This window comes from Corynebacterium silvaticum, assembly GCF_004382825.2.
GTDB lineage: Bacteria > Actinomycetota > Actinomycetes > Mycobacteriales > Mycobacteriaceae > Corynebacterium > Corynebacterium silvaticum.
In genome coordinates, this window is record NZ_SDQO02000001.1 from 714,923 (window position 1) to 736,921 (window position 21,999).

A 21,999-nucleotide genomic window follows, 5' to 3' on the forward strand; every position below is an offset into this window, starting at 1 on the left:
GAGTTCCTGAACTTAGGTGGTGTATAGTTGCCTCGAGAAAAGGAACTCTAGTTCTGATAAAAGTACTTTTGTTAACAATTAAGGAAATCCATGGCACTTGCACTTCAGATCATTTTGGTCATCTCTTGCGTGCTGATGACCGTGTTCGTGCTGCTACATAAGGGCAAGGGCGGCGGACTTTCGAGCCTCTTCGGCGGTGGCGTTCAGTCCAACCTATCTGGTTCCACTGTGGTGGAAAAGAACCTTGACCGGGTCACTATTTTCATGGGCATCATCTGGATTGCCTGCATCGTAGGACTAAACCTGATTCAGGCTTACGCTCGCTAATAGTGAGATAGCACGAAGAAAAGCGTCGGTAAGTGATTACCGACGCTTTTTGTCTGCTCAAGGAGGCTTAAGGAGCCGCATCCTGAGCGACAATGAGCAGGGTTTCTTGGGCACCACGTGCGCCTGCAGCCGGCCAATCAAGAGGATTCGATCCAACGGCTACATGATGGGCGGCCTCTGCCTTTTCAGCCCCCGCAACAAGTAACCACACACGCTGAGCGCGGGCGATCGCTGGAAACGTAAGGGTTGCCCTTTCCGCTGGAGGCTTAGGAGAGTCCGTTACCGGAATGACCAAGCGAGTTTCTTCAGCAGCAGCCTCAGCGTAAGGAAATATCGAGTTGATATGACCTTCGCCTCCCATCCCGAGCAGGTGGAGATCAAACCCCTGAGGGGCATAGCTGTGGAGTACCTGTGCGTATTCTTCTGCGGCATCGGAGAGTGAAAGTTCTCCTAAACGATACCCATGGATGTTGTCTTCGGGAATATCTATACGATCTAGTAGCGCTTGCCGCGCTTGGCCCTCGTTGGACTCAGGGTCCGTGACCGGAACATTGCGCTCATCCCCAAAAAAGACATGAACTCGTGACCAGGTGATGGGGGCGTCGACAAGCTTTTCTAGCGTCCGGATACCTGCGCCGCCGCCAGTAAGGACTATGCGTACCGTGCCGTCGCCGGTTACGCCGCCAGTTTCGGCAGCAGATTGACATAAGTCAATGATCTTTTCAGCGGCTGTTTCGGCGATTGCGTCAAGATCAGATACTGGGCAAACAGTAACCATGAGGTCCCCTTTTTTTGAGGTTAGATGGTAGGGTAGCTGATTCTGCTGAGACCACGAAGCGCTCGTGCGTATGCTGCGTCGGGGTCGAGGTGCCTTAGCTCTTCTGCCAGGCAATCTGCTTGGCTGCGACGATTGATAGCAACAAGGGCTGCCTCACGTCCTGGGACTGTGACGGACAGCGTTTGCTCGTCTTCAAGAGCCTCCACGATCACAGTGCCAGATGGGCGTTCAAGTTCGATCCTACGAATCGGAATCTCTGAGAAGCCATCAGCATCAAAGGGAACAGATTCTCCCTCTGTATTGAACCGCTGAACCGAGACACCAAGGCGCTCAGAAAGCCAACCTGCGGCGAGATCGACGCTAGGACAATCAGATTCTCCATACAGTCGGACACTCTGGATCGGCTCATGAGGCGGCTGTTCCAGCGTTGATGCCAGGACTCCGCGCCACGGGGTCAAACGGGCCCAGGACACATCCGAGTCTCCTGGAGCATAGTGGTTGCGTCGGTTGTAGAGGGCGTCAACCGGCGGGTCATAATGAGCATCGGTGATCCGGCGTTGCGCAATCTTTCCGATCGGATCCTCGCTGGGGTTTATCGGGGCTGAGGTAGGCCACCATGCGACGATTGGAGTATCCGGAAGCAACAGGGGAGTAACCACGTGCACAAGGTGTTTGGCCACACGCCCACGAAGTCGGATCAAGATTATCTCCGAGGCTCCAGCATCGCCGCCAATGCGGACCTCTGCGTCGACCTGCGAGTCGCCTTCTACTGAGCCGGTGATTAATACGATGACACGAGAAGGGTGCTCTCGGGAGGAATCGTGGGTGGCATTTGTGATTGCCGTAATGTCATCCGACTCTTTGGCCACCACAATAAGGGTCAGTACTCTGCTAGTAGTGACTTGCCCACCTTTATCGCGGAGGCGGACGAGAGCCTTGGAGATCTCGCGCGTATCGGTATCGGGAAGTTCAAAGATCACTTCAGCGTCTCTTTTCTAAAAGGAAATGCGTACACAGGGGGAAAACGGAATACAACTGACACTGGTTAAGGTCGACGCCATGCGCGATCTACCCGCTCTAGCATGCGGTCTGCTGAAGCCGGGCCCCACGTTCCTGCCGCATATTCCTCTGGCTGTCCGCGCTCTGCCCAAAAATTAAGGATGGGGTCCAAGATATTCCAGCTGAGCTCAACCTCTTCATTTGTGGGGAAAAGGCTGGCCTCATCAAGGAGCGCATCTAATATCAGACGCTCGTAGGCCTCGGGAGACTCCTCGGTAAACGCTTCTGAATAGGAGAAATCCATATTCACGTCGCGTACTTCCATCGTCGAGCCTGGAACTTTAGAACCAAATCGCATCAGCATGCCTTCATCAGGTTGAACGCGAATGACCACAACGTTTTGTCCTTGGGAGTGGCGCGTGCCCTCGCTGAAAGGCTGGTGGGGAGCATCTTTGAAGACCAAAGCGATCTCAGTGACGCGTCGGCCTAAGCGCTTACCTGTGCGCAGATAGAACGGAACCCCAGCCCAGCGGCGAGAATTGATTTCCAAAGTGCACGCTGCGTAAGTCTCTGTGGTCGATTGTGGATCAAAATCGTCTTCTTCGCGCAGTCCCTTGACTAGCTCCGAGCCCTGCCATCCGCTGGCATATTGGCCGCGAGCGGTTGTCTTGGCAAAAGGACCGACAGGACGGGTTGCTCGTAACACCTTGATTTTTTCTGCCTGCAGCTGCTGTGGCGTGAAATCAATGGGTTCTTCCATCGCCACGAGGGCGAGAAGCTGGATCAGGTGATTCTGAATAACATCGCGAGCTGCTCCGATGCCGTCGTAATAGCCAGCACGGCCACCCAATCCGATATCTTCTGCCATCGTAATCTGCACATGGTCTACATAATGAGAGTTCCACAATGGGTCAAAGAGTTGGTTTGCAAAGCGGAGCGCCAGAATATTCTGGACGGTCTCTTTTCCTAGATAGTGATCGATACGAAAGACCGATTTTTCCGGGAAAACTGAGTTAATCAGGGTGTTGAGCTTACGTGCGGACTCTTGATCGTGGCCGAATGGTTTCTCTACGATCACTCGGCGCCATGAATTACCCTCAGCTTGAGCCATGCCGGAGCGCTGCAGCTGGTGACAGACATCGGAGAAATAATCTGGTGGTACAGAGAGATAGTATGCCCAGTTTCCTGCGGTTCCTTGTTCCTTATCCAAACGGCTCAAGAGTGCGGCAAGATCATCAAAGGATTGATCGTCGTCAAAGTTTCCGCGAGCAAAATGGATTCCCTCGGCCAACCTGGACCAGACGTTTTCACGAAACTCCGTACGCGCACCGGCCTTGACTGCCTCGTGTACGTAGTCCTCAAAATCTTGTTTGGACCACTCTCGGCGACCATAGCCCACTAGTGCAAAACCTGCAGGTAGCAGGCCACGGTTGGCAAGATCATAAATCGCGGGAAGGAGTTTTTTCCGCGCCAAGTCTCCGGTTACTCCGAAAATAACCATGCCGCTTGGTCCGGCAATCCGTGGAAGACGTTTGTCCTCAGAATCACGAAGCGGGTTAACCCAAGGATTCACCGATATAGGGGCCTCGGTTTGGTCTTGGTGTTCGGATATACCGAAGCCAGTAGTGTCTTCTGAAGTCACAGGTTCAATCACGTCCCTAGATTCTACCTACAAAGTAATCATTGCCCTATAGTCCGTGGCGTAGGCAGCCACAACAAAGCTTTAGTGGTGTGGAATTTATAACGTGGGATACGGAAAATTATTCCTCTGTGTCCTTGGACAACCCGTATCCCACGCTTTTAATAATGATGGCGCTTAGCTCAAGCGAGCTTTCATAGAATCGAGCAATTCATCCCACGCTGCCACGAACTTGTCGACGCCTTCTTGCTCAAGAACTGCAAAAACATCCTCGAAATCGACGCCGGCTTGAGAAATAGCAGAGAACGTCTCTTCAGCTTCCGCAGCGGTATCAGTCAACGTGTCACCTGCACCATCGTTGGCCTCTAGTACCGCGTCGATGGTTGCTTCTGGCATAGTGTTGACGGTATCCGGCCCCGCGAGTTCTGTGACATACAGCGTAGGGGAGTAGTCGGGGTTCTTAACACCAGTGGATGCCCAGAGTGGACGCTGAATATTCGCATTGTCAGGGAGCTGCGCAGCGGAAAAAAGCTCTTTGAAAACTGCGTAGGCACGACGTGCGTTGGCTACGCCAGCTTTGCCGCGCAAAGCTAGAGCCTCATCCGTTCCGATGGCTTCTAGTCGTTTGTCTACTTCCGAGTCCAACCGCGACACAAAGAAAGAGGCCACAGAGTGGATGGTGGACACGTCCAGGCCATTGTCTGCTGCGCGGTTGATGCCTTCAACGTATGCGGCGATAACCTCGCGGTAGCGGGCCACGGAGAAAATAAGGGTGACGTTAACGCTGATGCCTTCTGCGAGTGCGCCGGCTATCGCGGGTAGGGAACCGGCAGTTGCTGGAATTTTGATCATGACGTTGGGGCGGCCTACCTGCTTCCACAGCTCACGTGCTTGAGCGAGGGTGGCTTCGCGATCTTCGGAGATACGGGGGTCTACTTCGATGCTTACCCTTCCGTCAGCGCCGTGGGAAGACTCGTAGATATCAGCAAAAATATCGCATGCTTGCTGTACATCTTGGATGCTCATCGCGTAGACAGCCTCGTCGACGCCAACAGCGCGAGCCTTGAGATCCGCAATCTGTGCGTCATAAGCGGTGCCTTTACTCATCGCCGCAGCGAAGATCGCTGGATTGGTTGTTACTCCAACGATGGACTTAGTGGTGATGAGTTCGGAGAGATTTCCAGAGGTAATACGTTCACGTGAGAGATCATCTAGCCAGGTAGAAGTTCCTGCTTGTGCAAGTACGTCGATTGCATTCATGTGGGGTAACAGTTTCTTTGTGAAAGTGGGGAGCTGAAACGAGTGCGTAAGCCGCATACATCTATGAGGTTGTATGCGGCTTACATGGGATCTAGTTAGGTTGTGATGACTTTAACTTTAGGCGTTCAGAGAATCGTGTGCTGCTGCGACGACGGCATCAGTGGTGATACCAAATTCCTCAAAGAGCTTTTCATAAGGTGCGGATGCGCCGAAGTGCTCAAGAGAAACTGCGCGTCCGCGAGTGCCGAGGTGCCTGTACCAGGGCAATGCGAGACCAGCCTCGACAGAGACACGAGCAGTAACCTCAGACGGCAAAATGGATTCTTGATAGTCGCGGTCTTGTTCCTCGAACCAGTCAAGGCAAGGAACGGAGACTACACGAGTGGCAATTCCTTCTGCTTCTAGGCGTTGAGCAGCTTCAACTGCTAGCTGAACCTCAGAGCCGCTGGCCATCACGATGACGTCAGGAGTAGCCTTGGATGCCTCCACGAGGACATAAGCGCCTCGCTGTACTCCCTCGCGTGCCTTCTGCTTGGTGCCTTCCAAAACCGGAACATTTTGGCGGGTTAGTGCGAGGCCTTTGGGGCCTTCCTTATACATCAGAGCCGCGCGCCATGCCGCTGCTGTCTCATTAGCATCGGCGGGACGCAGCATGGATACGCCAGGAATTGCTCGGAGCGCAGCCATCTGCTCGATAGGCTGATGCGTAGGTCCGTCTTCTCCCAAACCGATGGAATCGTGGGTCCATACGTAGTAAGCGTCAGTGCCCATGAGAGCCGCGAGGCGAACTGCCGGACGCATGTAATCGGAGAAGATTAAGAAGGTTCCGGCATAGGGGCGTGTGGGCCCATGGAGCGAGATTCCGTTGACGATCGCACCCATGGCGTGTTCCCGAATTCCGAAGTGCAGGTTACGGCCATAAGGATCGGTCGACCACGTATCAGTAGTGATAGAAGTAGGGCCGAAAGATGGCTCGCCTTTGATCACCGTGTTATTGGAGCCTGCGAGATCCGCGGAGCCACCCCATAGTTCGGGCATGGTCTTGCCTAGAGCCTGAAGCGTAGCCTCGGAAGCCTTACGGGTGGCTACGCCCTTGTTGTCTGGTTCCCAAGTGGGCAGTTCGGCGTCGAAACCCTCAGGGAGTTCCCGACGAGAAAGACGGTCAAACAAGGCCTTGTTTTCTGGGTTCGCAGCGGCCCACGCGTCGAATTTCTCCTGCCAAGCTGCGCGAATATCTGCGCTGCGAGCAGAAAGTTTACGCGTGTGCTCTATGACGCTCTCGGCTACGTCGAAAGATTTCTCAGGGTCGAAGCCCAAAACTTCCTTTGTTGCGGCAACTTCTTCCTCTCCTAAAGCCGCACCGTGAACAGCTCCACTGTTCATCTTTGTCGGAGCAGGATAACCGATCACAGTGCGAAGCCGGATGAACGTGGGGCGCGTGGTGTCGGCTTTGGCTTCCGCTACAGCTTTTTCGATGGACGCGATATCCTCGCCGCCCTCGATTTCAATGACCTGCCAGTTGTATGCACGGTAGCGTTCCACAACGTTTTCGTTGAAAGCGATTTCCGTGTCTTCCTCAATGGAGATGTGGTTGTCATCCCAGAAAACAATGAGGTTGCCCAGTTGCTGAGTTCCGGCTAGTGAGCTGGCTTCTGCAGTCACGCCTTCCTGCAGGTCGCCGTCAGAAGCAATAACGTATACATAATGATCGAAAGGCGAGGTTCTGGCCTCTGCTTGCGGATCAAAAAGCCCACGCTCGCGTCGAGAAGCCATGGCCATGCCAACAGCAGACGCCAAGCCCTGTCCTAGCGGACCCGTGGTAATTTCTACGCCCTTTGTATGGCGGTATTCCGGGTGTCCAGGAGTAAGTGCACCCCACGTGCGTAGGGCTTTCAGATCATCTAGCTCTAGGCCAAAACCACCTAAGTATAGCTGAATGTACTGAGTAAGCGAGCTGTGTCCGCAGGACAAAACAAAGCGATCTCGGCCAGTCCATTCGGTATCAGCGGGATCATGGTGCATGATGCGCTGGTAGAGGGTGTAGGCCAGAGGAGCCAAGCTCATAGCGGTTCCGGGATGGCCCGATCCACACTTTTGGACGGCGTCTGCCGCGAGCACACGTGCGGTATCGACTGCCAAAGTATCTACCTCAGACCAGCCGTCAGGGTAGTGGGGGGTTGTCAAAGCCTTGAGCTCTGGAGACAAAGTCACGTAGTCCGTCCTTAAAATCGCGTAGGTCTTTGTTGCTGAAGCATAAGCAAGTGCAAGGGGCCAAAGCGCCCTTAACTTTTGTTACCTCTTCCTACCTTAATAGCGATAATTATCCAGGAGGGCAATGAGTGTGAGTTATTTGGCAGAAGCAGCGAAATAGATGTCATCAGAGGATAGCTTTTCGACGTCCCCTCCAACCCCCACAATTCACATAGCTACGGGGCCATCATCTCCACCTATGGGGTGTCGATGTGGGGAAAAAACGAATGGACGTTAGACTTGTGGGGCTACACGCTTGCTGTATGAGAACCAGCCGGTGATGGGCACATCCTGTTTTACGCATATTTCTGTTGGAGGACTCCCTTGGAGAAGATCAAGGCCTATATCGCGCTGACAAAGCCAAGGGTCATTGAGCTCCTATTGGTTGCAACCATTCCAGCCATGCTCCAAGCGGACCGTGGACACAGCAACATTGGGCTGATTCTGCTTACTCTTTTAGGCGGTTGGATGGGAGCCGCGGCGGCTAACACCTTTAATATGGTCGCCGACTCGGACATCGATCAGAAAATGGGTCGCACACGTGCACGGCCGTTGGTTAAACACACTGTGAGTAATCGACATGCCAGCATCTTTGCGTGGATTCTCACGGTGACGAGCTTCCTGTGGCTCTGGTTGCTGTGCGATTCTTTGCTTGCAGGTTTGTTTGTCATGTTGACAATCTTCTTTTACATTTTTGTCTACACCAAGCATCTCAAGCGTAAAACCCACCTGAATATTGTGTGGGGCGGGGCGGCTGGATGTATGCCCGTTGTTGTCGGTTGGGCCGTGATTACAGATAATGCGCCGGTGGGAACCCCAGCGCAATGGTGGCAAGCGATTGTCTTGTTCTTGATTATCTTCTTCTGGACACCTCCGCATACATGGGCACTGGCCATGAAATACAAGGATGACTATGCGCGAGCCGGAGTCCCGATGCTTCCCGTGGTCAGAGAACCTGTAGAAGTGACGCGCCAAATCGTGTGGTACACGTGGGCCACTGTGATCACAACGTTCCTCATCATTCCTGCAGCAGGTTGGATTTACGGGAGCATAGCTGTGATCTCCGGAATCTGGTTCCTCATTATGGCGATCCGATTGCACCAAGGCATTAAAGCCGGCGGCGAGGTCAAACCGCTCAAGCTGTTTATTCTTTCCAACAACTATCTGTCGATACTCTTTGTAGGCTTGTCACTCGATGCGGTTTTAGGACTAGAAACTGTTGGACAGATGCTGGGTTGGGTAACAACCTTCTTCTAAGAAAGACCTCTTGCATCCTCTACCGCGGAAATAATGCGATAACGCGGTGAGACTACCTGATGTTGAAAGCTCATACACAAGGCGGGGTGTTGCAGACCACTACAGTGGTTTTGCAACACCCCGCCTTTCTTATGCACAGAAGGCTTGCTACATCTTATTAAGCAGAGTCCGTTTCTGGTCTCCGGTCGGCGAACCTGTGACGTAGTCTCCACCGTTGACGCGTTGGATACCCGATGCCCAAAGCAAAGAGCTATAAGCAACTACTACAGAGCACATGCCAATGTGAACCGGAACCGACCAACGAGGCACACCGAGTCGGTATTGGATTACCCCTATGGCAGCTTGGATAAGAATCATCAGAATGAGCATCCAGCTGAGCTTTTGAGAACGCTGTGGTGCTAGCTGAAGAACAAGTCCCGCAGCGAGTAACACCGTAGCTGCTAGGTAAACATACATAGTCCAGGCGTGGACGTGTGCAATCCAGTCGATATCCACGTTAAGTCGGCCTTCCATGCCCACATTGCTATCGCCAGAATGCACGCCTGCGCCTGTGGTCATCGTTCCTGTTACAAGAACAAGGGTCAGCAGCGCTGCGCCCAAGGCCGCAAGCCCACGAAGCGAACTTGAGTAAGTGCGCTCAGGGGTGCCGTCGTCAGGCTCGGAGATGCGGACATACAAAATAGCCGCGAGCCATACCAGAAGGACCGACGGCAGGAAGTGGATCGCAACTGCCCACCATTTAAGATCCAGGTGGACGGAGATGCCGCCAATGACGGCCTGCACGATAATTCCGATGCCCTGAGCTAAACCATGGTTAATGATCTCTTTTCGTCGCTGCGCAGAAACTATCGAGACAAAAAGGGAAACGGCAATGGCAACAAGAACAAATGTCAGAAGCCTGTTGCCGAATTCGATTGCCTGATGCAACCACGGGGCAGCGCCTTTAACCGGGACAAGCGAGCCGGGGTGGCAATTAGGCCACGTATTGCAACCTAATCCTGAGCCGGTAACTCGGACAATCGAACCTGTTACTGTGATCGATCCTTGAGCTACAAGGAGCGCCATAGCTAGCGCACGCTGCGTAGAAATCTTTGGGGCGAGAGTACGGAACCATCCCGCATTGGCTGGTTTGTCAACGGTAGTCACGGCGTCAAAGTCTACCGAGTACGCAGAGATTAGGCGATTTTATCGGGATAACTTCAGCGTGTGATGCGCCACCTCAGTAGTTTTATGGAGAAATAATTAGCCAGCAAATTTAAACCAGCGGTTGGCCATCACAGAACCGAGCGATAACCAACCCAGCAAAATGATCACATCGGCGGTGGGGAAGGAACCACGAAAACCCGAATAGAGTCCGTCAGACAAGGCTACAGACGGGATTAGCTTTAGCCACATCGTTGGTTCCGCAGAGCCTCGAAACAAGATATAAGAGGCCACTCCGACGAGCACAACCCAAATTAAGTTAGCCAGGCCCAGAACCAGCTCGGAAGACAGGGTGCCACCCATCAGCAAACCGAGGGAGGTAAAGGCTGCTACTCCTATAAAAAAGACCAGGAGGCCTGTGGCCGCACCCGCTGCCGTGGTCGTCCACCCTAAAGCAAGTGCTACTGCCCCGAGAACCATTATCTGAATAAAACTGACCGAGAGAACACCCAGGACTTTGCCTGAAACGATCGTCCATGCAGGAACGCCGCTTGCACCAGTTCGCTGGAGAGCGCCGTAACGACGATCAAATGCCAGGGAGATGGCTTGACCGGTAAAACCTGAGCTCATGGAGGCGAGCGCAAGCATCATGGGAAAGCCCTTGGTCAGGGGGTTGGGATCGTCGAGAAGCGGTAGATAGGCCAGTGCCAGGAGCATTCCGAGGGGAATAATAAAGCTGAGAAGCTGTTGTTCTCCGTGCCTTAGGAATAATTTGGCCTCAACAAAACCCTGCGACCATACCATGCGTGCAATGCTGGCCCGTTGTGGATTGGGAGTGAATGTTCCAGGAGGGAAAAAATCAGCCGAAAGTGTGCTTTCTTGATGGGGATGTGGTGTCACGTTAACTCCTCAGCTCACGGCCGGTTAAGTCTAAAAATATGTCCTCAAGGCTTTTCGTCCTGGTTTCCCAAGACGTGATAAGAACGCTTTCTTTTGCTGCGGCTGCAGAGATCCTAGCGAGGGTATCGGGGGATAGTTCGCCAGTGATGCCGTAATGAAGCGGCTTAATTTCCTGTACCGCAAGGTCTTTGAGGGAGTTGCTGCTCAGAGGAAGCGGAGTCGAAGTGGAAAAGACTGCGGAGGTTCCGCTCTTCTCGTTTGCGCGGAGTTCCTCTGTGGTTCCTTCTGCGACCAGTTGCCCTTGATTTATAATCGCGACTCGATCCGCCAGGGCTTGGGCCTCATCCATGAGGTGCGTGGTGAGGATGACTGTGACACCGTCCGTTTTTAGGGAGCGGATGAGTTTCCATACGACAAGGCGGGATTGGGCATCCATGCCTGCGGTTGGTTCGTCCAGAAAAACGAGCTGTGGCCTGCCGACTAAGGCAAGTGCTAGGGATAACCGCTGCTTTTGCCCGCCAGAGAGGCGTCGATACGTTGTAGTGCGGTGTGAGTCCAGGCCTAGTACATGAAGCAGCCAGTCTGTGTCGAGCGGGTCTTTGCTGTAGGACGCAGTGAGGTTAAGCATCTCCTGCACGCGGATACCCGAATAGGAGCCCCCTCCTTGCAGCATTATTCCGACTTTCTGACGCACCGCATCGGGGTGTTGTGCTGGATCGATGCCAAGCACGCAGATGCTACCTGAAGTTGGTTTTTGAAACCCCTCGCACATCTCAATGGTGGTTGTTTTACCCGCACCATTGGGGCCTAGGAAAGCTAGCACCTGGCCTGGGTAAGCCCGAAGGCTTAAACCTGCAACGGCTTCCTTCGTGCCAAAACGCTTGACCACTTGAGTTAACTCAAGAACAGGAGAAGAAGACGCAGTTGGCTCGGAAGAAGTCGAGTTGAACGTAGTCACACTAGAAAGTGTAAAACATCAACGCCGAGCGCGTTTAAACGACCACCATAGGAGGAATAAAAGAACGGTCAAACCAAGGGCTGACGCAAAGTAAATCGAAAGTACGGTAGAAGGGGGCAGGGAAAGCCCTCGGGGCAGGACAAAGAAGGAAAGCAGTGCTGAATATAACGTGACTCCCATGCGGAAGAAAGCTCTGTTTGCCCATGCTGATAGCGGAAGAATCGCCCATAGCATGTACCAAGGGTGAACCACAGGAAAGAAGACAACCAAAACAAAAGTTGCAACCCCAAGACCGCCGATCGCGGGTATGCGACCCCAATATGTTGCAAGCAGCATTCTGAGCATGAAGATGCCCGCTAGTAAAACTCCGCAGCCGCGAGTTATCTGCAGCATGGCTTCCGTTTGATCACCAAGCCCAAGCAGCATGCCAAACCAGCCAGCAGCAACGCCGACGGCGGTAGACAAAGACATCCAACTACGAATTACTACCGCGCCGCCCTGTGCGTGGATCCAGCCAAGCCCTATGCCTGAAATAAGAGTCACAGCCGCTATAGAAACCACTAATGCGGCAATTTGAATGCCCACGGCGCATAACAGGGAAAAAGTATGGCTGCGTTCACGGAACCGGAAAGAGCGTGCGATAGCCATGCCTGTGAAACCAAGACCAATAAAACCGGTTACCTTCACCATGCCGGCGCATGAAATCAGCAAACCGGAAGCTCCAAGATAGAGCGCTGCATGTCCGAATATTCCCATCCGTAGGTAGTTGCAGCCGCGCAGTCCAAGCTCAAAACCGGCAAGAAGAAGCCCTAAGAGGATGGCTTCATTATGAATGCCGCCGACCAGATGCAAGATAGTCAAAGGGTTCAGTATTCCCAGCCATAAAGCCGCTTGGGGTGCCAATTTGCAGCGGATTGCTAGTCGAGAGATAGCCCAACCGGCAAGGGCGATGCCGGCGATAGAAAGAGTTCGGTGCAGAAATACTCCCCAGGCGATGCTGTCTCCGGTGATGTGGCTGATGAGGGATGCTAAGCCTAGGGCCACAGGGCCATAGGGGGAAGGAGAGTGAGCCCAGATAAAGGGGACGCTGCGCGCCAAGGGATGATCGGTGCCTAAAAGGTCTATCGGTCCTGCGGAATAGGGATCAAGGCCCATCCGGACTATCGAGCCATTGGCCAAATAAGAATAAATGTCTTGGGTGAACATAGGGGCGCTCAGCAGTATCGGAAGGCTCCATGCTGCAAAGGTTCGCCAGAGCAAAGACATGCTCACTATCCGAAGCCCATCGTTTTTGCCCGACTTGCGTGATCTTGAGGGGAGGGCGCCTGTAAACGGAGCTATGAGCAGCCAAGAGATGACTAGAAGTGCCACTCCGATGAAGCACACGATCATTGAGCTTTGGAGCATCCGGGCCATGATTGACCCGCCGATAAAGCTGGTATACGGGTTGTTGACCACTGGAAGTGCGCCAGCTCCGAGCGCTCCGAAACCGAGTAAGAGGGCCCCTAATGTTCCCATCCACCTGAACATTGCGAAGCGACGTAACTCTGCAAAAGTTAAATCCGAAGCAGCGCGTTCTCGCGGAAAAGCTGCGGGAGCACTTTCTGGCTTGTGCTTTGGTGGTGCTGCGGGGTCCAGAAGGTCGGCACCGGTAACCGCATTGATAAGCGGGGAGCCGCCTTGATAAGGATGATGCTCACCCAAAGTGGGGACTTGTGACCCATCTTTTACATCTGCACTATATGGCGATGCATCGTGCGTAGATACGTGAAGTTCGGCAGAACGCGAACCGGGTAAGCCTAAAGACGGCAACTCATCGCGCAGGGACTGCCAAAGCTTATGGGGATTGAACTTCACAGCGTAAATACTAGCGGTAGACCCTCGGTGAGGGGTCGACGATCAAGGGCGAGTTCGAGGAATCTACTCAACGATATGGCATGAAGCGCTGTGGCAGGGTTTGCCTTTAGGACATGGCTATTCTTCTGGCCTCGCAGAAAGTTTTAACCGATAAATCTAAAGATGATGGTGAGAGGCGCCAAAGGTTGGTTAGGGTGCGCTAACCAGCACTTTTTATGGTGTGTCCGTGTTGCCGGAATGAATACCGACATATTAATGTTGCTAAATGGTGTCCGCGGATAACGTCTCGAGGAGACGATCTATCCAACGAAACTTTTGGAATGGAAGAAGGTGACACACAGACTATGAGAACCACACCAACCACGCGGGGTTTGTCGGCTTCTCGTGGCAAGGCATCACGAAAATCGAGTCGTCCTGTTGCGGAAACGCGAAGTACTGACGGCGAGACTCGTCGGCAGATCATGCTGGTTATGCTCAAGTCTGGTCCCGTCACCGCGACTCAACTAGGGGAAACCCTCGGGCTTTCTGCAACGGGCATTCGGCGTCACGTCGACATCTTGGTTGAGGAAGGCCTTGCCGAAGTATCTCGGCCTAGAAAAATGGCTGGTGATAAAGCTCGTGGCCGACCCGCGAAAAGCTTCAGGCTCACAGCAGCCGGACGCGGACAATTTGGGCATGATTATGATTCTTTGGCCGCCCAGGCATTAGCCACACTGAAAGAAACAGGTGGCGAAACTGCGGTGAAAGAGTTTGCACGTAGGCGCGTTGCGGCAATCGTTGAAGGAATTGAAATCCCTACGGTGGAAGACGCTAACTCTTTGGAAAAGGCGGCATCTGCTTTGGTGGAAGCGTTTTCTGAGAGCGGATATGCCGCAACATTGACCAACGCGGCGAATGGCGTCCAAATATGCCAGCATCATTGTCCCATCGCCGGTGTCGCCGCAGAGTTCCCGGAGCTCTGCGAGGCCGAGCATGAGGCCATCGCGATGTTGCTTGGGCATCACGTGCAGCCGTTGGCTTCGATTGCTGAAGGTCATGAAATATGTACGACCAACATTCCGATAACTCCAATTCTGACCCCCACAACTAAGACTCCCAATGAAAGGAGTGGTTCATGACTCAGGCGACGCCGAAGGCACCGAACCTTGGTGTAACTGCACCTTCGACTGACGACGAGATCATCGAGTCCATGGGCCCGTACAACTACGGCTGGCATGACTCTGACGAAGCAGGTCAGAATGCTCGACGTGGTTTGGATGAGGATGTTGTTCGCTATATTTCTGCTCAAAAGAACGAGCCGGAATGGATGCTAGAGCAACGCTTAAAGGCGCTCAATACCTTTGAGAAAAAGCCCATGCCAACATGGGGACCAGACCTTTCCTTTATTAATTTCGACGACTTTAAGTACTATGTGCGGTCGACGGAAAAACAGGCGACAACCTGGGATGACCTTCCAGAAGATATCAAAAATACCTACGACAAGCTTGGTATCCCAGAGGCAGAGAAGCAGCGCCTTATTGCCGGCGTGGCAGCTCAGTACGAGTCTGAGGTTGTCTATCACCAGATCCGGGAGGATCTGGAAGAGCAAGGCGTTATCTTCCTTGACACGGATACTGCTTTGCGCGAGCATCCGGAACTGTTCCGCGAGTATTTTGGGACTGTGGTTCCTGCCGGCGACAATAAATTCTCGGCGCTTAACTCCGCAGTATGGTCTGGCGGCTCTTTTGTTTACGTCCCCAAGGGTGTCCACGTAGAAATCCCACTTCAGGCGTACTTCCGTATTAACACGGAAAACATGGGACAGTTTGAACGCACTTTGATCATCGTTGATGAGGGTGCGTATGTGCACTACGTCGAGGGATGTACCGCACCGATCTACCAATCTGATTCTTTGCATTCAGCGGTCGTGGAGATCATCGTTAAAAAGAATGCTCGTTGCCGCTATACCACCATCCAGAACTGGTCCAACAACGTTTTGAATTTGGTTACTCAGCGTTCCAAAGTCGAAGAAGGCGCGACTATGGAATGGGTTGACGGAAACATTGGTTCCAAGATCACCATGAAGTACCCAGCTGTATGGATGGTTGGCCCTCACGCTAAGGGCGAGGTTCTTTCAGCTGCTTTTGCTGGTGAGGGGCAGATTCAGGACACCGGAGCGAAGATGCAGCACATGGCTCCTTATACCTCCTCTAACATTGTCTCCAAGTCTGTTGCTCGTTCTGGCGGACGGGCCGCTTACCGAGGCCTGGTGCGCGTGTCCGCAAACGCACACCATTCCGTGTCCAACGTCGAGTGCGATGCGTTGTTGGTGGATAACATCTCTAGGTCTGATACGTATCCGTACAACGACATACGTAATGACCACGTTTCTCTCGGCCACGAGGCTACCGTGTCTCAGGTGTCGGAGGAACAGCTGTTTTATCTACAGTCGCGTGGCATCGCAGAGGACGAGGCCATGGCGATGATTGTCCGTGGATTTGTTGAGCCAATCGCTAAGGAGCTCCCTATGGAATACGCGCTGGAGCTTAACCGACTGATCGAATTGCAGATGGAAGGATCGGTGGGTTAACTCCGATGTCTCAGGTACAACAACAGTCTCGCGGTACTGTCCACAACAATAAGGGTGATTTATTCTCGTCCTTTGACGTTAATGATTTTGACGTTCCACGCGGCAAAGATGAGGTATGGCGTTTTATTTCGCTCCGTCGCCTCCGTGGGCTTCACGACGGCACCTTTGCCCCAGCAACCACTCCCAACGTAAGCATCACTATCCCTGCGGGAGCACAGGGAGTTACCCACGAGTCGGTGGAAAAGACGGACTCTAGGGTTGGACGCACGGGGGCTCCCATTGATCGTGTTGGAGCCCAAGCTTTCACATCGGCAGACAAAGCTAATCTCTTGACTATTACCGCAAATGCTGTGATAAACGAGCCGATTCGCGTTGAGGTAGAAGGCAAAGGCGACGGAAGCACGTCCTTTGGGCATCTGGTGGTAGAAGTCGGAACGAATGCTGAGGCTCTTATCGACCTGCGCTATACCGGATCCGGTACGCATGCGGACAACGTTGAATTCCTTGTGGGCGACGGTGCTCGATTGACAGTTATTGTTGATGCTTCCTGGAACGATGATGCTGTTCACCTTTCAGGACATCAAGCTGTGCTTGGACGCGACTCCGTTTTCCGTCATAACGCTGCCGTTTTCGGTGGAGAAGTTGTGCGACTCGTTCCTCGTGTCCGTTTTACGGAACCAGGTGCGGATGCTGAGATGCTCGGCGTGTACTTTGCCGATGACGGGCAGTACTTTGAGCAGCGCTTGCTTGTAGATCATGCCGTTCCCAACTGCCGTTCTAACGTTTTATACAAGGGAGCGATCCAAGGCGACAAGAACTCCAAGCTTCCTGACGCTCATGCCACATGGGTAGGAGACGTTCTTATTCGCGCTGGTGCGCAGGGTACAGATACCTATGAAGCTAACCGAAATCTCGTTTTGACTGACGGTGCTCGTGCAGACGCTATCCCTAACCTGGAGATTGAAACAGGGGAAATTGCGGGAGCCGGCCATGCCGCAACCGTTGGCCGGTTTGATGACGAACAAGAATTTTATTTGCGTTCCCGAGGAATCCCAGAAGATGAAGCTCGCCGGCTTATTGTCCGCGGATTCTTCTCCGAAGTCATTGGAAGAATTCCTGTGGAGTCGGTCCGAAATGATCTAGAAGAACGCATCACCGCCGAACTCAATACCCTTCAGCAGCGTTAACGCTCAATGTGACCCCCAGGGCGCAGGATAAACGTCGATAAGCCTAGCCCGGATCTTCCCACAGCACGCTAAAAAATTGCGCCCACAACACGAAGCGAAAAGAGAACAAACCCAATGAGCACCTTGGAAATTAAGAACTTTCATGCCCAAGTACTACCTACTGATGAGACTGCACAGCCCAAAGAAATCCTCAAGGGGGTAAACCTCACCATCAAATCCGGCGAGACCCATGCCATTATGGGCCCCAACGGCTCCGGTAAATCTACCCTTGCTTACACCCTTGCCGGACACCCACGCTACGAGATCACGGAAGGCGAAGTGCTTCTCGACGGCGAGAACATCCTGGACCTAGACGTTGATGAGCGCGCTCGCGCAGGGCTTTTCCTTGCTATGCAGTACCCCACGGAAATTCCTGGAGTTTCTATGGCTAACTTCCTGCGCTCCGCGGCTACCGCCGTGCGTGGGGAAGCTCCGAAGCTGCGTGAGTGGGTTAAAGAGGTAAAGCAGGCACAAGCAGATCTGAAAATCGACAAGGCTTTTAGTGAGCGCTCTGTGAATGAGGGATTCTCCGGTGGCGAGAAGAAGCGACACGAGGTCCTTCAACTAGACCTGTTGCGCCCAAAGTTTGCAGTCATGGATGAGACGGACTCCGGACTTGACGTAGATGCGCTTCGGATCGTTTCTGAAGGGATTAACCGGTATCAGGAGAAAACCAATGGAGGCATCCTGATGATTACGCACTATAAGCGAATCCTTAACTATGTGCAGCCTGACTTTGTGCATGTCTTTGCAAACGGCCAGATTATTACCTCGGGTGGCCCAGAATTGGCCGATGAGCTTGAGGCTAACGGATACGATCGTTTTCTCTCATGAGCAGTGCATATCTGACTGAGTCAGGAGAGCTCGATACGCAGCGGCTGCGTCAAGAGTTTCCTATATTGTCGCGGTCTGTGCGCGACGGTAAAAGCTTGGTCTATTTGGACTCCGGTGCAACGTCGCAACGCCCAGAACGGGTGTGGCGTGCAGAAGAGCGTTTTGTTTTGCACACTAATGCTCCCGTGCACCGGGGTGCTTACCAACTTGCCGAGGAAGCCACGGACGCCTACGAAGATGCTCGTGCCGCGATCGCAGGGTTTGTTGGGGCGGAGTGGGACGAAATAGCGTTTACTAAAAACGCCACGGAAGCTCTTAATCTAGTCGCATACGTGTTGGGAGATCCCCGAGCCGGTGACCTTCAGGTCACTGAAGGCGACACCGTAGTAGTGACGGAGTTGGAACATCACGCCAACTTGGTGCCTTGGCAAGAATTGTGTGCGCGCACGGGTGCCACGCTGAAGTGGTACTCGGTGACCGAAGACGGGCGTATCGATCTTGACTCTCTAGAACTTGATCAGACGGTAAAAGTGGTTGCTTTTACGCATCAGTCGAATGTTACCGGGGCAGTAGCACCGGTCGCAGAGTTGGTGCGTCGTGCCCGCGAGGTAGGTGCGCTTGTCGTCCTCGACGCATGCCAATCGGTCCCGCATATGCCGGTGAATTTCCACGATCTGGATGTTGATTTTGCAGCATTTTCGGGTCACAAAATGTGCGGCCCGAGTGGCGTTGGTGCGGTCTACGGAAAGCGAAAACTGCTAGAGCAACTTCCTCCTTTCCTTACCGGTGGCTCGATGATTTCCGTGGTAACCATGGAAAAAACGACGTTTGCAGACATCCCCCAACGATTTGAAGCCGGTACGCATATGACCAGCCAAGTGGTGGGATTGGGAGAAGCCGTAAAATTTCTGCAAGAGATAGGGATGAGCGCTATCGCTCGCCATGAGCACAAGCTCACGGACTACGCTCTCAACCGTCTGAGCAGTATTGATGGTCTCAGCATCTACGGTCCAACAACCAACGTAGGTCGTGGATCTGCTGTGAGCTTTAAGGTCGAGGGGATACACCCGCATGACCTTGGCCAAGTTCTTGATGATCACGGCGTGTGCATTCGGGTTGGACATCACTGCGCGTGGCCGGTGCACCGCGCGCTTAATGCGCAATCGACTGCGCGAGCGTCTTTCTACTTCTACAACACGGTAGAAGAGATTGACCGACTCGTTGAGGCGATTGAAGCGGCTAAAAAATTCTTTGGAGTCACTGACTCGGAAGGAGGAGCACTATGAACCTTGAATCCATGTATCAAGAAGTGATCCTTGATCACTATAAAAATCCGATGCATGCCGGTCTGCGTGAGCCTTATGAGTCTGAAGTTCATCATGTGAACCCCTCCTGTGGTGATGAGATCACACTCCGAGTGCATCTTTCAGAGGATGGCTTAACCGTTGCAGACGTTTCTTATGACGCGGAAGGTTGTTCCATCAGCCAGGCTTCCACGTCCGCCATGGCTGAAGAAATCGTTGGCAAAAGCGTTGCAGAAGCCATGGATAAACTCGAAGAATTTGAGCGGATGATTACGTCTCGCGGAACGATAGAAGGAGATGAAGACCTTATCGGTGATGGCATTGCCTTTGCCGGAGTGTCCAAATATCCTGCGCGGGTGAAATGCGCGCTTCTGGGGTGGAAAGCATTCCAGGCTGCGACGGCTGATGCTTTAGAGGAGAAGAAGTGAACGAAGAACACGTAGAAAATAAAGCTACGCAAGACCCGACAGACGCCCAAGCGGACACCCCGGTAGAGTCCCAATCGGAAGACCTATCTGAAGGCACTGCCACTGAGGCAACTTCCGAGGAGCAGTCGGATCTCGCAGCGGGTGCTTTGCGTCCGGAGCAATCAGAGAACGACATCGCTAAAGCTAGCGATGTGGAAGAGTATCTTCGCGATGTCATTGACCCCGAACTAGGCATCAACGTTGTCGATCTCGGTTTGGTATATGACGTATGGATGGTAGACGGCGTTCACGCACACGTGAACATGACTCTTACCTCACCCGCGTGTCCGCTTACCGACGTCCTAGAGGATCAGGCGCAATCTGCAGTTGTAGGAAACAAGATCGCAGACTCCCTGAGCATTCATTGGGTATGGATGCCTCCATGGGGCCCGCATATGATTACGGAAGATGGCCGTGACCAATTGCGTGCGCTCGGTTTCTCGGTTTAGGTTCTTAACCTAACGCGATAGCTCATCTATGTTCCCCTGCGCTCCATGATGCGCGGGGGAGCAGCCTGTTACAGGATAGGGATGGTTACTTGATATAATCCGCCGTTGTGATTGTGACCAATGATTTTGAAGTCCGCGTAGGGGCAAGAACCCTCCTAAATGCTCCTGGCCAGCATCTTCGTGTACAGCCGGGAGATCGAATTGGACTTGTTGGCCGCAACGGTGCCGGCAAAACTACTACGATGCGAATTTTGGCGGGGGAGACTGAACCCTATGCCGGCGTAGTGACTCGTAGTGGCGACATTGGTTATCTTCCGCAAGACTCGCGAGAAGGCAATATCGATCAATCCGCGCGTGATCGTGTTCTTTCTGCACGTGGACTAGACCAGATCAAGACCTCCATGGAACGCCAGCAGGAAATCATGGAGACCACAACGGATGGTAAAAAGCGCGATGCCGCTATTCGCAAGTATTCGCGGCTTGAGGAACGCTATCATGCGCTTGGCGGCTATGAGGCAGCTGCTGAAGCAGCACGTATCTGCGATAACTTGGGTCTTCCCGCACGGATTCTTGACCAACCACTCAAGACGCTTTCTGGCGGACAACGCCGTAGGGTAGAGCTGGCGCAAATCCTTTTCGCGGCGTCGGCAGGCTCTGGAAAATCAAGCATCACGTTGCTTCTCGACGAGCCAACGAACCACCTTGATGCCGATTCCATTACGTGGCTGCGCGATTTTTTGAGCAAGCACGAAGGCGGGCTCATCATGATCTCGCACGATGTAGAGCTGCTTGATGCAGTCTGTAATAAAGTGTGGTTCCTCGATGCCGTGCGTGGCGAAGCCGACATCTACAACATGAGCTTTTCTAAGTACAAAGATGCGCGAGCCACTGACGAGGCTCGACGTCGTCGCGAGCGGGCCAACGCGGAGAAGAAAGCCGCCGCACTGAAGGACCAAGCAGCTCGACTCTGCGCTAAAGCCACCAAAGCTGCCGCAGCTAAACAGATGCTGGCGCGCGCTGAAAAAATGATGGGCAACCTTGATGCGATCCGCATCGCAGACCGCGTAGCCAACATCTCTTTTCCTGAGCCAGCGCCTTGCGGAAAAACCCCTTTGAACGCGACCGGGTTGACCAAGATGTACGGTTCATTGGAAGTATTCGCTGGCGTGGATCTCGCCATTGATAAAGGATCCCGAGTAGTGGTCCTCGGATTCAACGGTGCAGGTAAGACGACACTTCTGAAACTTCTTGCAGGCGTTGAAAGAACAGACGGCGAAGGCGGAATTGTTTCAGGGCATGGCTTGAAAATCGGCTATTTTGCCCAGGAAAATGACACCATCGATCCACAAAAATCTGTCTGGCAGAACACCATCGACGCTTGCCCAGAAGCCGGCGAACAAGACCTCCGCGGTCTCCTCGGCGCTTTCATGTTTACCGGTGAGCAGCTCGATCAACCTGCTGGGACGCTATCAGGCGGTGAGAAGACGCGATTGGCGCTGGCCGCCTTGGTTTCGTCGCGCGCAAACGTCTTGCTTCTCGACGAGCCCACGAACAACCTTGATCCGGTTTCCCGAGAACAGGTACTTGACGCACTCCGAACCTATAAAGGGGCTGTGGTGCTTGTGACTCACGACCCTGGAGCAGTGCGTGCACTAGAACCCGAACGCGTCATAGTGCTTCCGGATGGAGACGAAGACCTGTGGAGCGAGGCCTACATGGAGATCGTCGAACTGGCTTAGCCCGACTGTAATAGTTTTGCGAATAACCTCATCGGATACCACA

The 21,999-nt window shown here is 53.3% G+C and carries 19 protein-coding genes; 10 read left to right on the forward strand and 9 right to left on the reverse strand.

Annotated elements, in window-relative coordinates; all coding sequences use genetic code 11:
- Positions 1-90: 90 nt before the first annotated feature.
- Entirely contained in the window at positions 91-327 is a 237-nt protein-coding gene (gene secG / locus ET810_RS03325) for a preprotein translocase subunit SecG (RefSeq protein ID WP_013241961.1), read from the forward strand.
- Positions 328-394: 67 nt separating this feature from the next.
- On the opposite strand, the gene pgl is transcribed toward secG, so the two are convergent.
- From pgl to tkt, 5 genes are all read right to left on the reverse strand, one after another.
- Positions 395-1,105: a 6-phosphogluconolactonase gene (pgl, locus tag ET810_RS03330; RefSeq protein ID WP_087454021.1), complete on the reverse strand. Its 711-nt coding sequence runs from the start codon at positions 1,103-1,105 to the stop codon at positions 395-397.
- Positions 1,106-1,125: 20 nt separating this feature from the next.
- Positions 1,126-2,085, reverse strand: coding sequence for a glucose-6-phosphate dehydrogenase assembly protein OpcA (locus tag ET810_RS03335; RefSeq protein ID WP_087454020.1), 960 nt, complete (start codon positions 2,083-2,085; stop codon positions 1,126-1,128).
- 65 nt (positions 2,086-2,150) lie between these two features.
- Positions 2,151-3,716 carry a glucose-6-phosphate dehydrogenase gene (zwf, locus tag ET810_RS03340; protein ID WP_225870104.1) on the reverse strand — a complete coding sequence of 522 codons (1,566 nt, stop codon included), beginning with the start codon at positions 3,714-3,716 and terminating at the stop codon, positions 2,151-2,153.
- Between the two features lie 204 nt (positions 3,717-3,920).
- Positions 3,921-5,003, reverse strand: a complete 1,083-nt coding sequence (gene tal, locus ET810_RS03345) for a transaldolase (protein ID WP_087454019.1) — start codon at positions 5,001-5,003, stop codon at positions 3,921-3,923.
- A gap of 117 nt (positions 5,004-5,120) precedes the next feature.
- A complete protein-coding gene (gene tkt / locus ET810_RS03350) occupies positions 5,121-7,214 on the reverse strand; it encodes a transketolase (protein ID WP_087454018.1) in 2,094 nt (697 codons plus the stop codon).
- Between the two features lie 363 nt (positions 7,215-7,577).
- Here tkt and ET810_RS03360 point away from each other — a divergent pair, with 363 nt between their 5' ends.
- Positions 7,578-8,510: a heme o synthase gene (locus ET810_RS03360; protein ID WP_087454017.1), complete on the forward strand. Its 933-nt coding sequence runs from the start codon at positions 7,578-7,580 to the stop codon at positions 8,508-8,510.
- 147 nt (positions 8,511-8,657) lie between these two features.
- Here the strand turns inward: ET810_RS03360 and ET810_RS03365 are convergent, their stop codons facing one another.
- The 4 genes from ET810_RS03365 to mptB form a co-directional block, all read right to left on the reverse strand.
- Positions 8,658-9,656 carry a COX15/CtaA family protein gene (locus ET810_RS03365; RefSeq protein WP_087454016.1) on the reverse strand — a complete coding sequence of 333 codons (999 nt, stop codon included), beginning with the start codon at positions 9,654-9,656 and terminating at the stop codon, positions 8,658-8,660.
- 96 nt (positions 9,657-9,752) lie between these two features.
- The gene (locus ET810_RS03370; RefSeq protein ID WP_087454015.1) at positions 9,753-10,553 is read right to left on the reverse strand and encodes an ABC transporter permease; all 801 of its coding nucleotides are present in this window, start codon (positions 10,551-10,553) and stop codon (positions 9,753-9,755) included.
- Position 10,554: 1 nt separating this feature from the next.
- Positions 10,555-11,511 (reverse strand): ABC transporter ATP-binding protein, encoded by a 957-nt coding sequence (locus ET810_RS03375; protein ID WP_087454014.1) that lies wholly within the window; start codon positions 11,509-11,511, stop codon positions 10,555-10,557.
- A gap of 18 nt (positions 11,512-11,529) precedes the next feature.
- Positions 11,530-13,368: a polyprenol phosphomannose-dependent alpha 1,6 mannosyltransferase MptB gene (gene mptB, locus ET810_RS03380; RefSeq protein ID WP_087454013.1), complete on the reverse strand. Its 1,839-nt coding sequence runs from the start codon at positions 13,366-13,368 to the stop codon at positions 11,530-11,532.
- 344 nt (positions 13,369-13,712) lie between these two features.
- Between mptB and ET810_RS03385 the strand changes: the two genes are divergently transcribed.
- The 8 genes from ET810_RS03385 to ET810_RS03420 all read left to right on the forward strand — a co-directional run bounded on the left by ET810_RS03385 (position 13,713) and on the right by ET810_RS03420 (position 21,956).
- The gene (locus ET810_RS03385; RefSeq protein ID WP_134315910.1) at positions 13,713-14,486 is read left to right on the forward strand and encodes a helix-turn-helix transcriptional regulator; all 774 of its coding nucleotides are present in this window, start codon (positions 13,713-13,715) and stop codon (positions 14,484-14,486) included.
- A complete protein-coding gene (gene sufB, locus ET810_RS03390) occupies positions 14,483-15,937 on the forward strand; it encodes a Fe-S cluster assembly protein SufB (protein ID WP_087454012.1) in 1,455 nt (484 codons plus the stop codon). The genes ET810_RS03385 and sufB overlap by 4 nt, the downstream gene beginning before the upstream one ends.
- A 5-nt stretch (positions 15,938-15,942) precedes the next feature.
- Positions 15,943-17,124 carry a Fe-S cluster assembly protein SufD gene (sufD, locus tag ET810_RS03395; protein ID WP_087454011.1) on the forward strand — a complete coding sequence of 394 codons (1,182 nt, stop codon included), beginning with the start codon at positions 15,943-15,945 and terminating at the stop codon, positions 17,122-17,124.
- 114 nt (positions 17,125-17,238) lie between these two features.
- Positions 17,239-17,997, forward strand: coding sequence for a Fe-S cluster assembly ATPase SufC (gene sufC / locus ET810_RS03400; RefSeq protein ID WP_087454010.1), 759 nt, complete (start codon positions 17,239-17,241; stop codon positions 17,995-17,997).
- Positions 17,994-19,283 carry a cysteine desulfurase gene (locus ET810_RS03405; protein WP_087454009.1) on the forward strand — a complete coding sequence of 430 codons (1,290 nt, stop codon included), beginning with the start codon at positions 17,994-17,996 and terminating at the stop codon, positions 19,281-19,283. The genes sufC and ET810_RS03405 overlap by 4 nt, the downstream gene beginning before the upstream one ends.
- On the forward strand, positions 19,280-19,729 hold the full coding sequence (sufU, locus tag ET810_RS03410) for a Fe-S cluster assembly sulfur transfer protein SufU (protein ID WP_087454008.1): 450 nt from the start codon (positions 19,280-19,282) through the stop codon (positions 19,727-19,729). The genes ET810_RS03405 and sufU overlap by 4 nt, the downstream gene beginning before the upstream one ends.
- Positions 19,726-20,217 carry a metal-sulfur cluster assembly factor gene (locus ET810_RS03415; RefSeq protein WP_087454007.1) on the forward strand — a complete coding sequence of 164 codons (492 nt, stop codon included), beginning with the start codon at positions 19,726-19,728 and terminating at the stop codon, positions 20,215-20,217. Before sufU ends, ET810_RS03415 begins: the two co-directional genes overlap by 4 nt.
- Before the next feature lie 107 nt (positions 20,218-20,324).
- Positions 20,325-21,956, forward strand: coding sequence for an ABC-F family ATP-binding cassette domain-containing protein (locus ET810_RS03420; RefSeq protein ID WP_087454006.1), 1,632 nt, complete (start codon positions 20,325-20,327; stop codon positions 21,954-21,956).
- The last annotated feature ends 43 nt before the right edge of the window (positions 21,957-21,999 follow it).

Excerpts from the sequence above, each read along its gene's own strand:
- secG (WP_013241961.1), top strand. The coding sequence starts at position 91 with ATGGCACTTGCACTTCAGATCATTTTGGTCATCTCTTGCGTGCTGATG.
- pgl (WP_087454021.1), bottom strand. The coding sequence starts at position 1,105 with ATGGTTACTGTTTGCCCAGTATCTGATCTTGACGCAATCGCCGAAACA.
- tal (WP_087454019.1), bottom strand. The coding sequence starts at position 5,003 with ATGAATGCAATCGACGTACTTGCACAAGCAGGAACTTCTACCTGGCTA.
- ET810_RS03385 (WP_134315910.1), top strand. The coding sequence starts at position 13,713 with ATGAGAACCACACCAACCACGCGGGGTTTGTCGGCTTCTCGTGGCAAG.
- sufB (WP_087454012.1), top strand. The coding sequence starts at position 14,483 with ATGACTCAGGCGACGCCGAAGGCACCGAACCTTGGTGTAACTGCACCT.
- sufD (WP_087454011.1), top strand. The coding sequence starts at position 15,943 with ATGTCTCAGGTACAACAACAGTCTCGCGGTACTGTCCACAACAATAAG.
- sufC (WP_087454010.1), top strand. The coding sequence starts at position 17,239 with ATGAGCACCTTGGAAATTAAGAACTTTCATGCCCAAGTACTACCTACT.
- ET810_RS03405 (WP_087454009.1), top strand. The coding sequence starts at position 17,994 with ATGAGCAGTGCATATCTGACTGAGTCAGGAGAGCTCGATACGCAGCGG.
- sufU (WP_087454008.1), top strand. The coding sequence starts at position 19,280 with ATGAACCTTGAATCCATGTATCAAGAAGTGATCCTTGATCACTATAAA.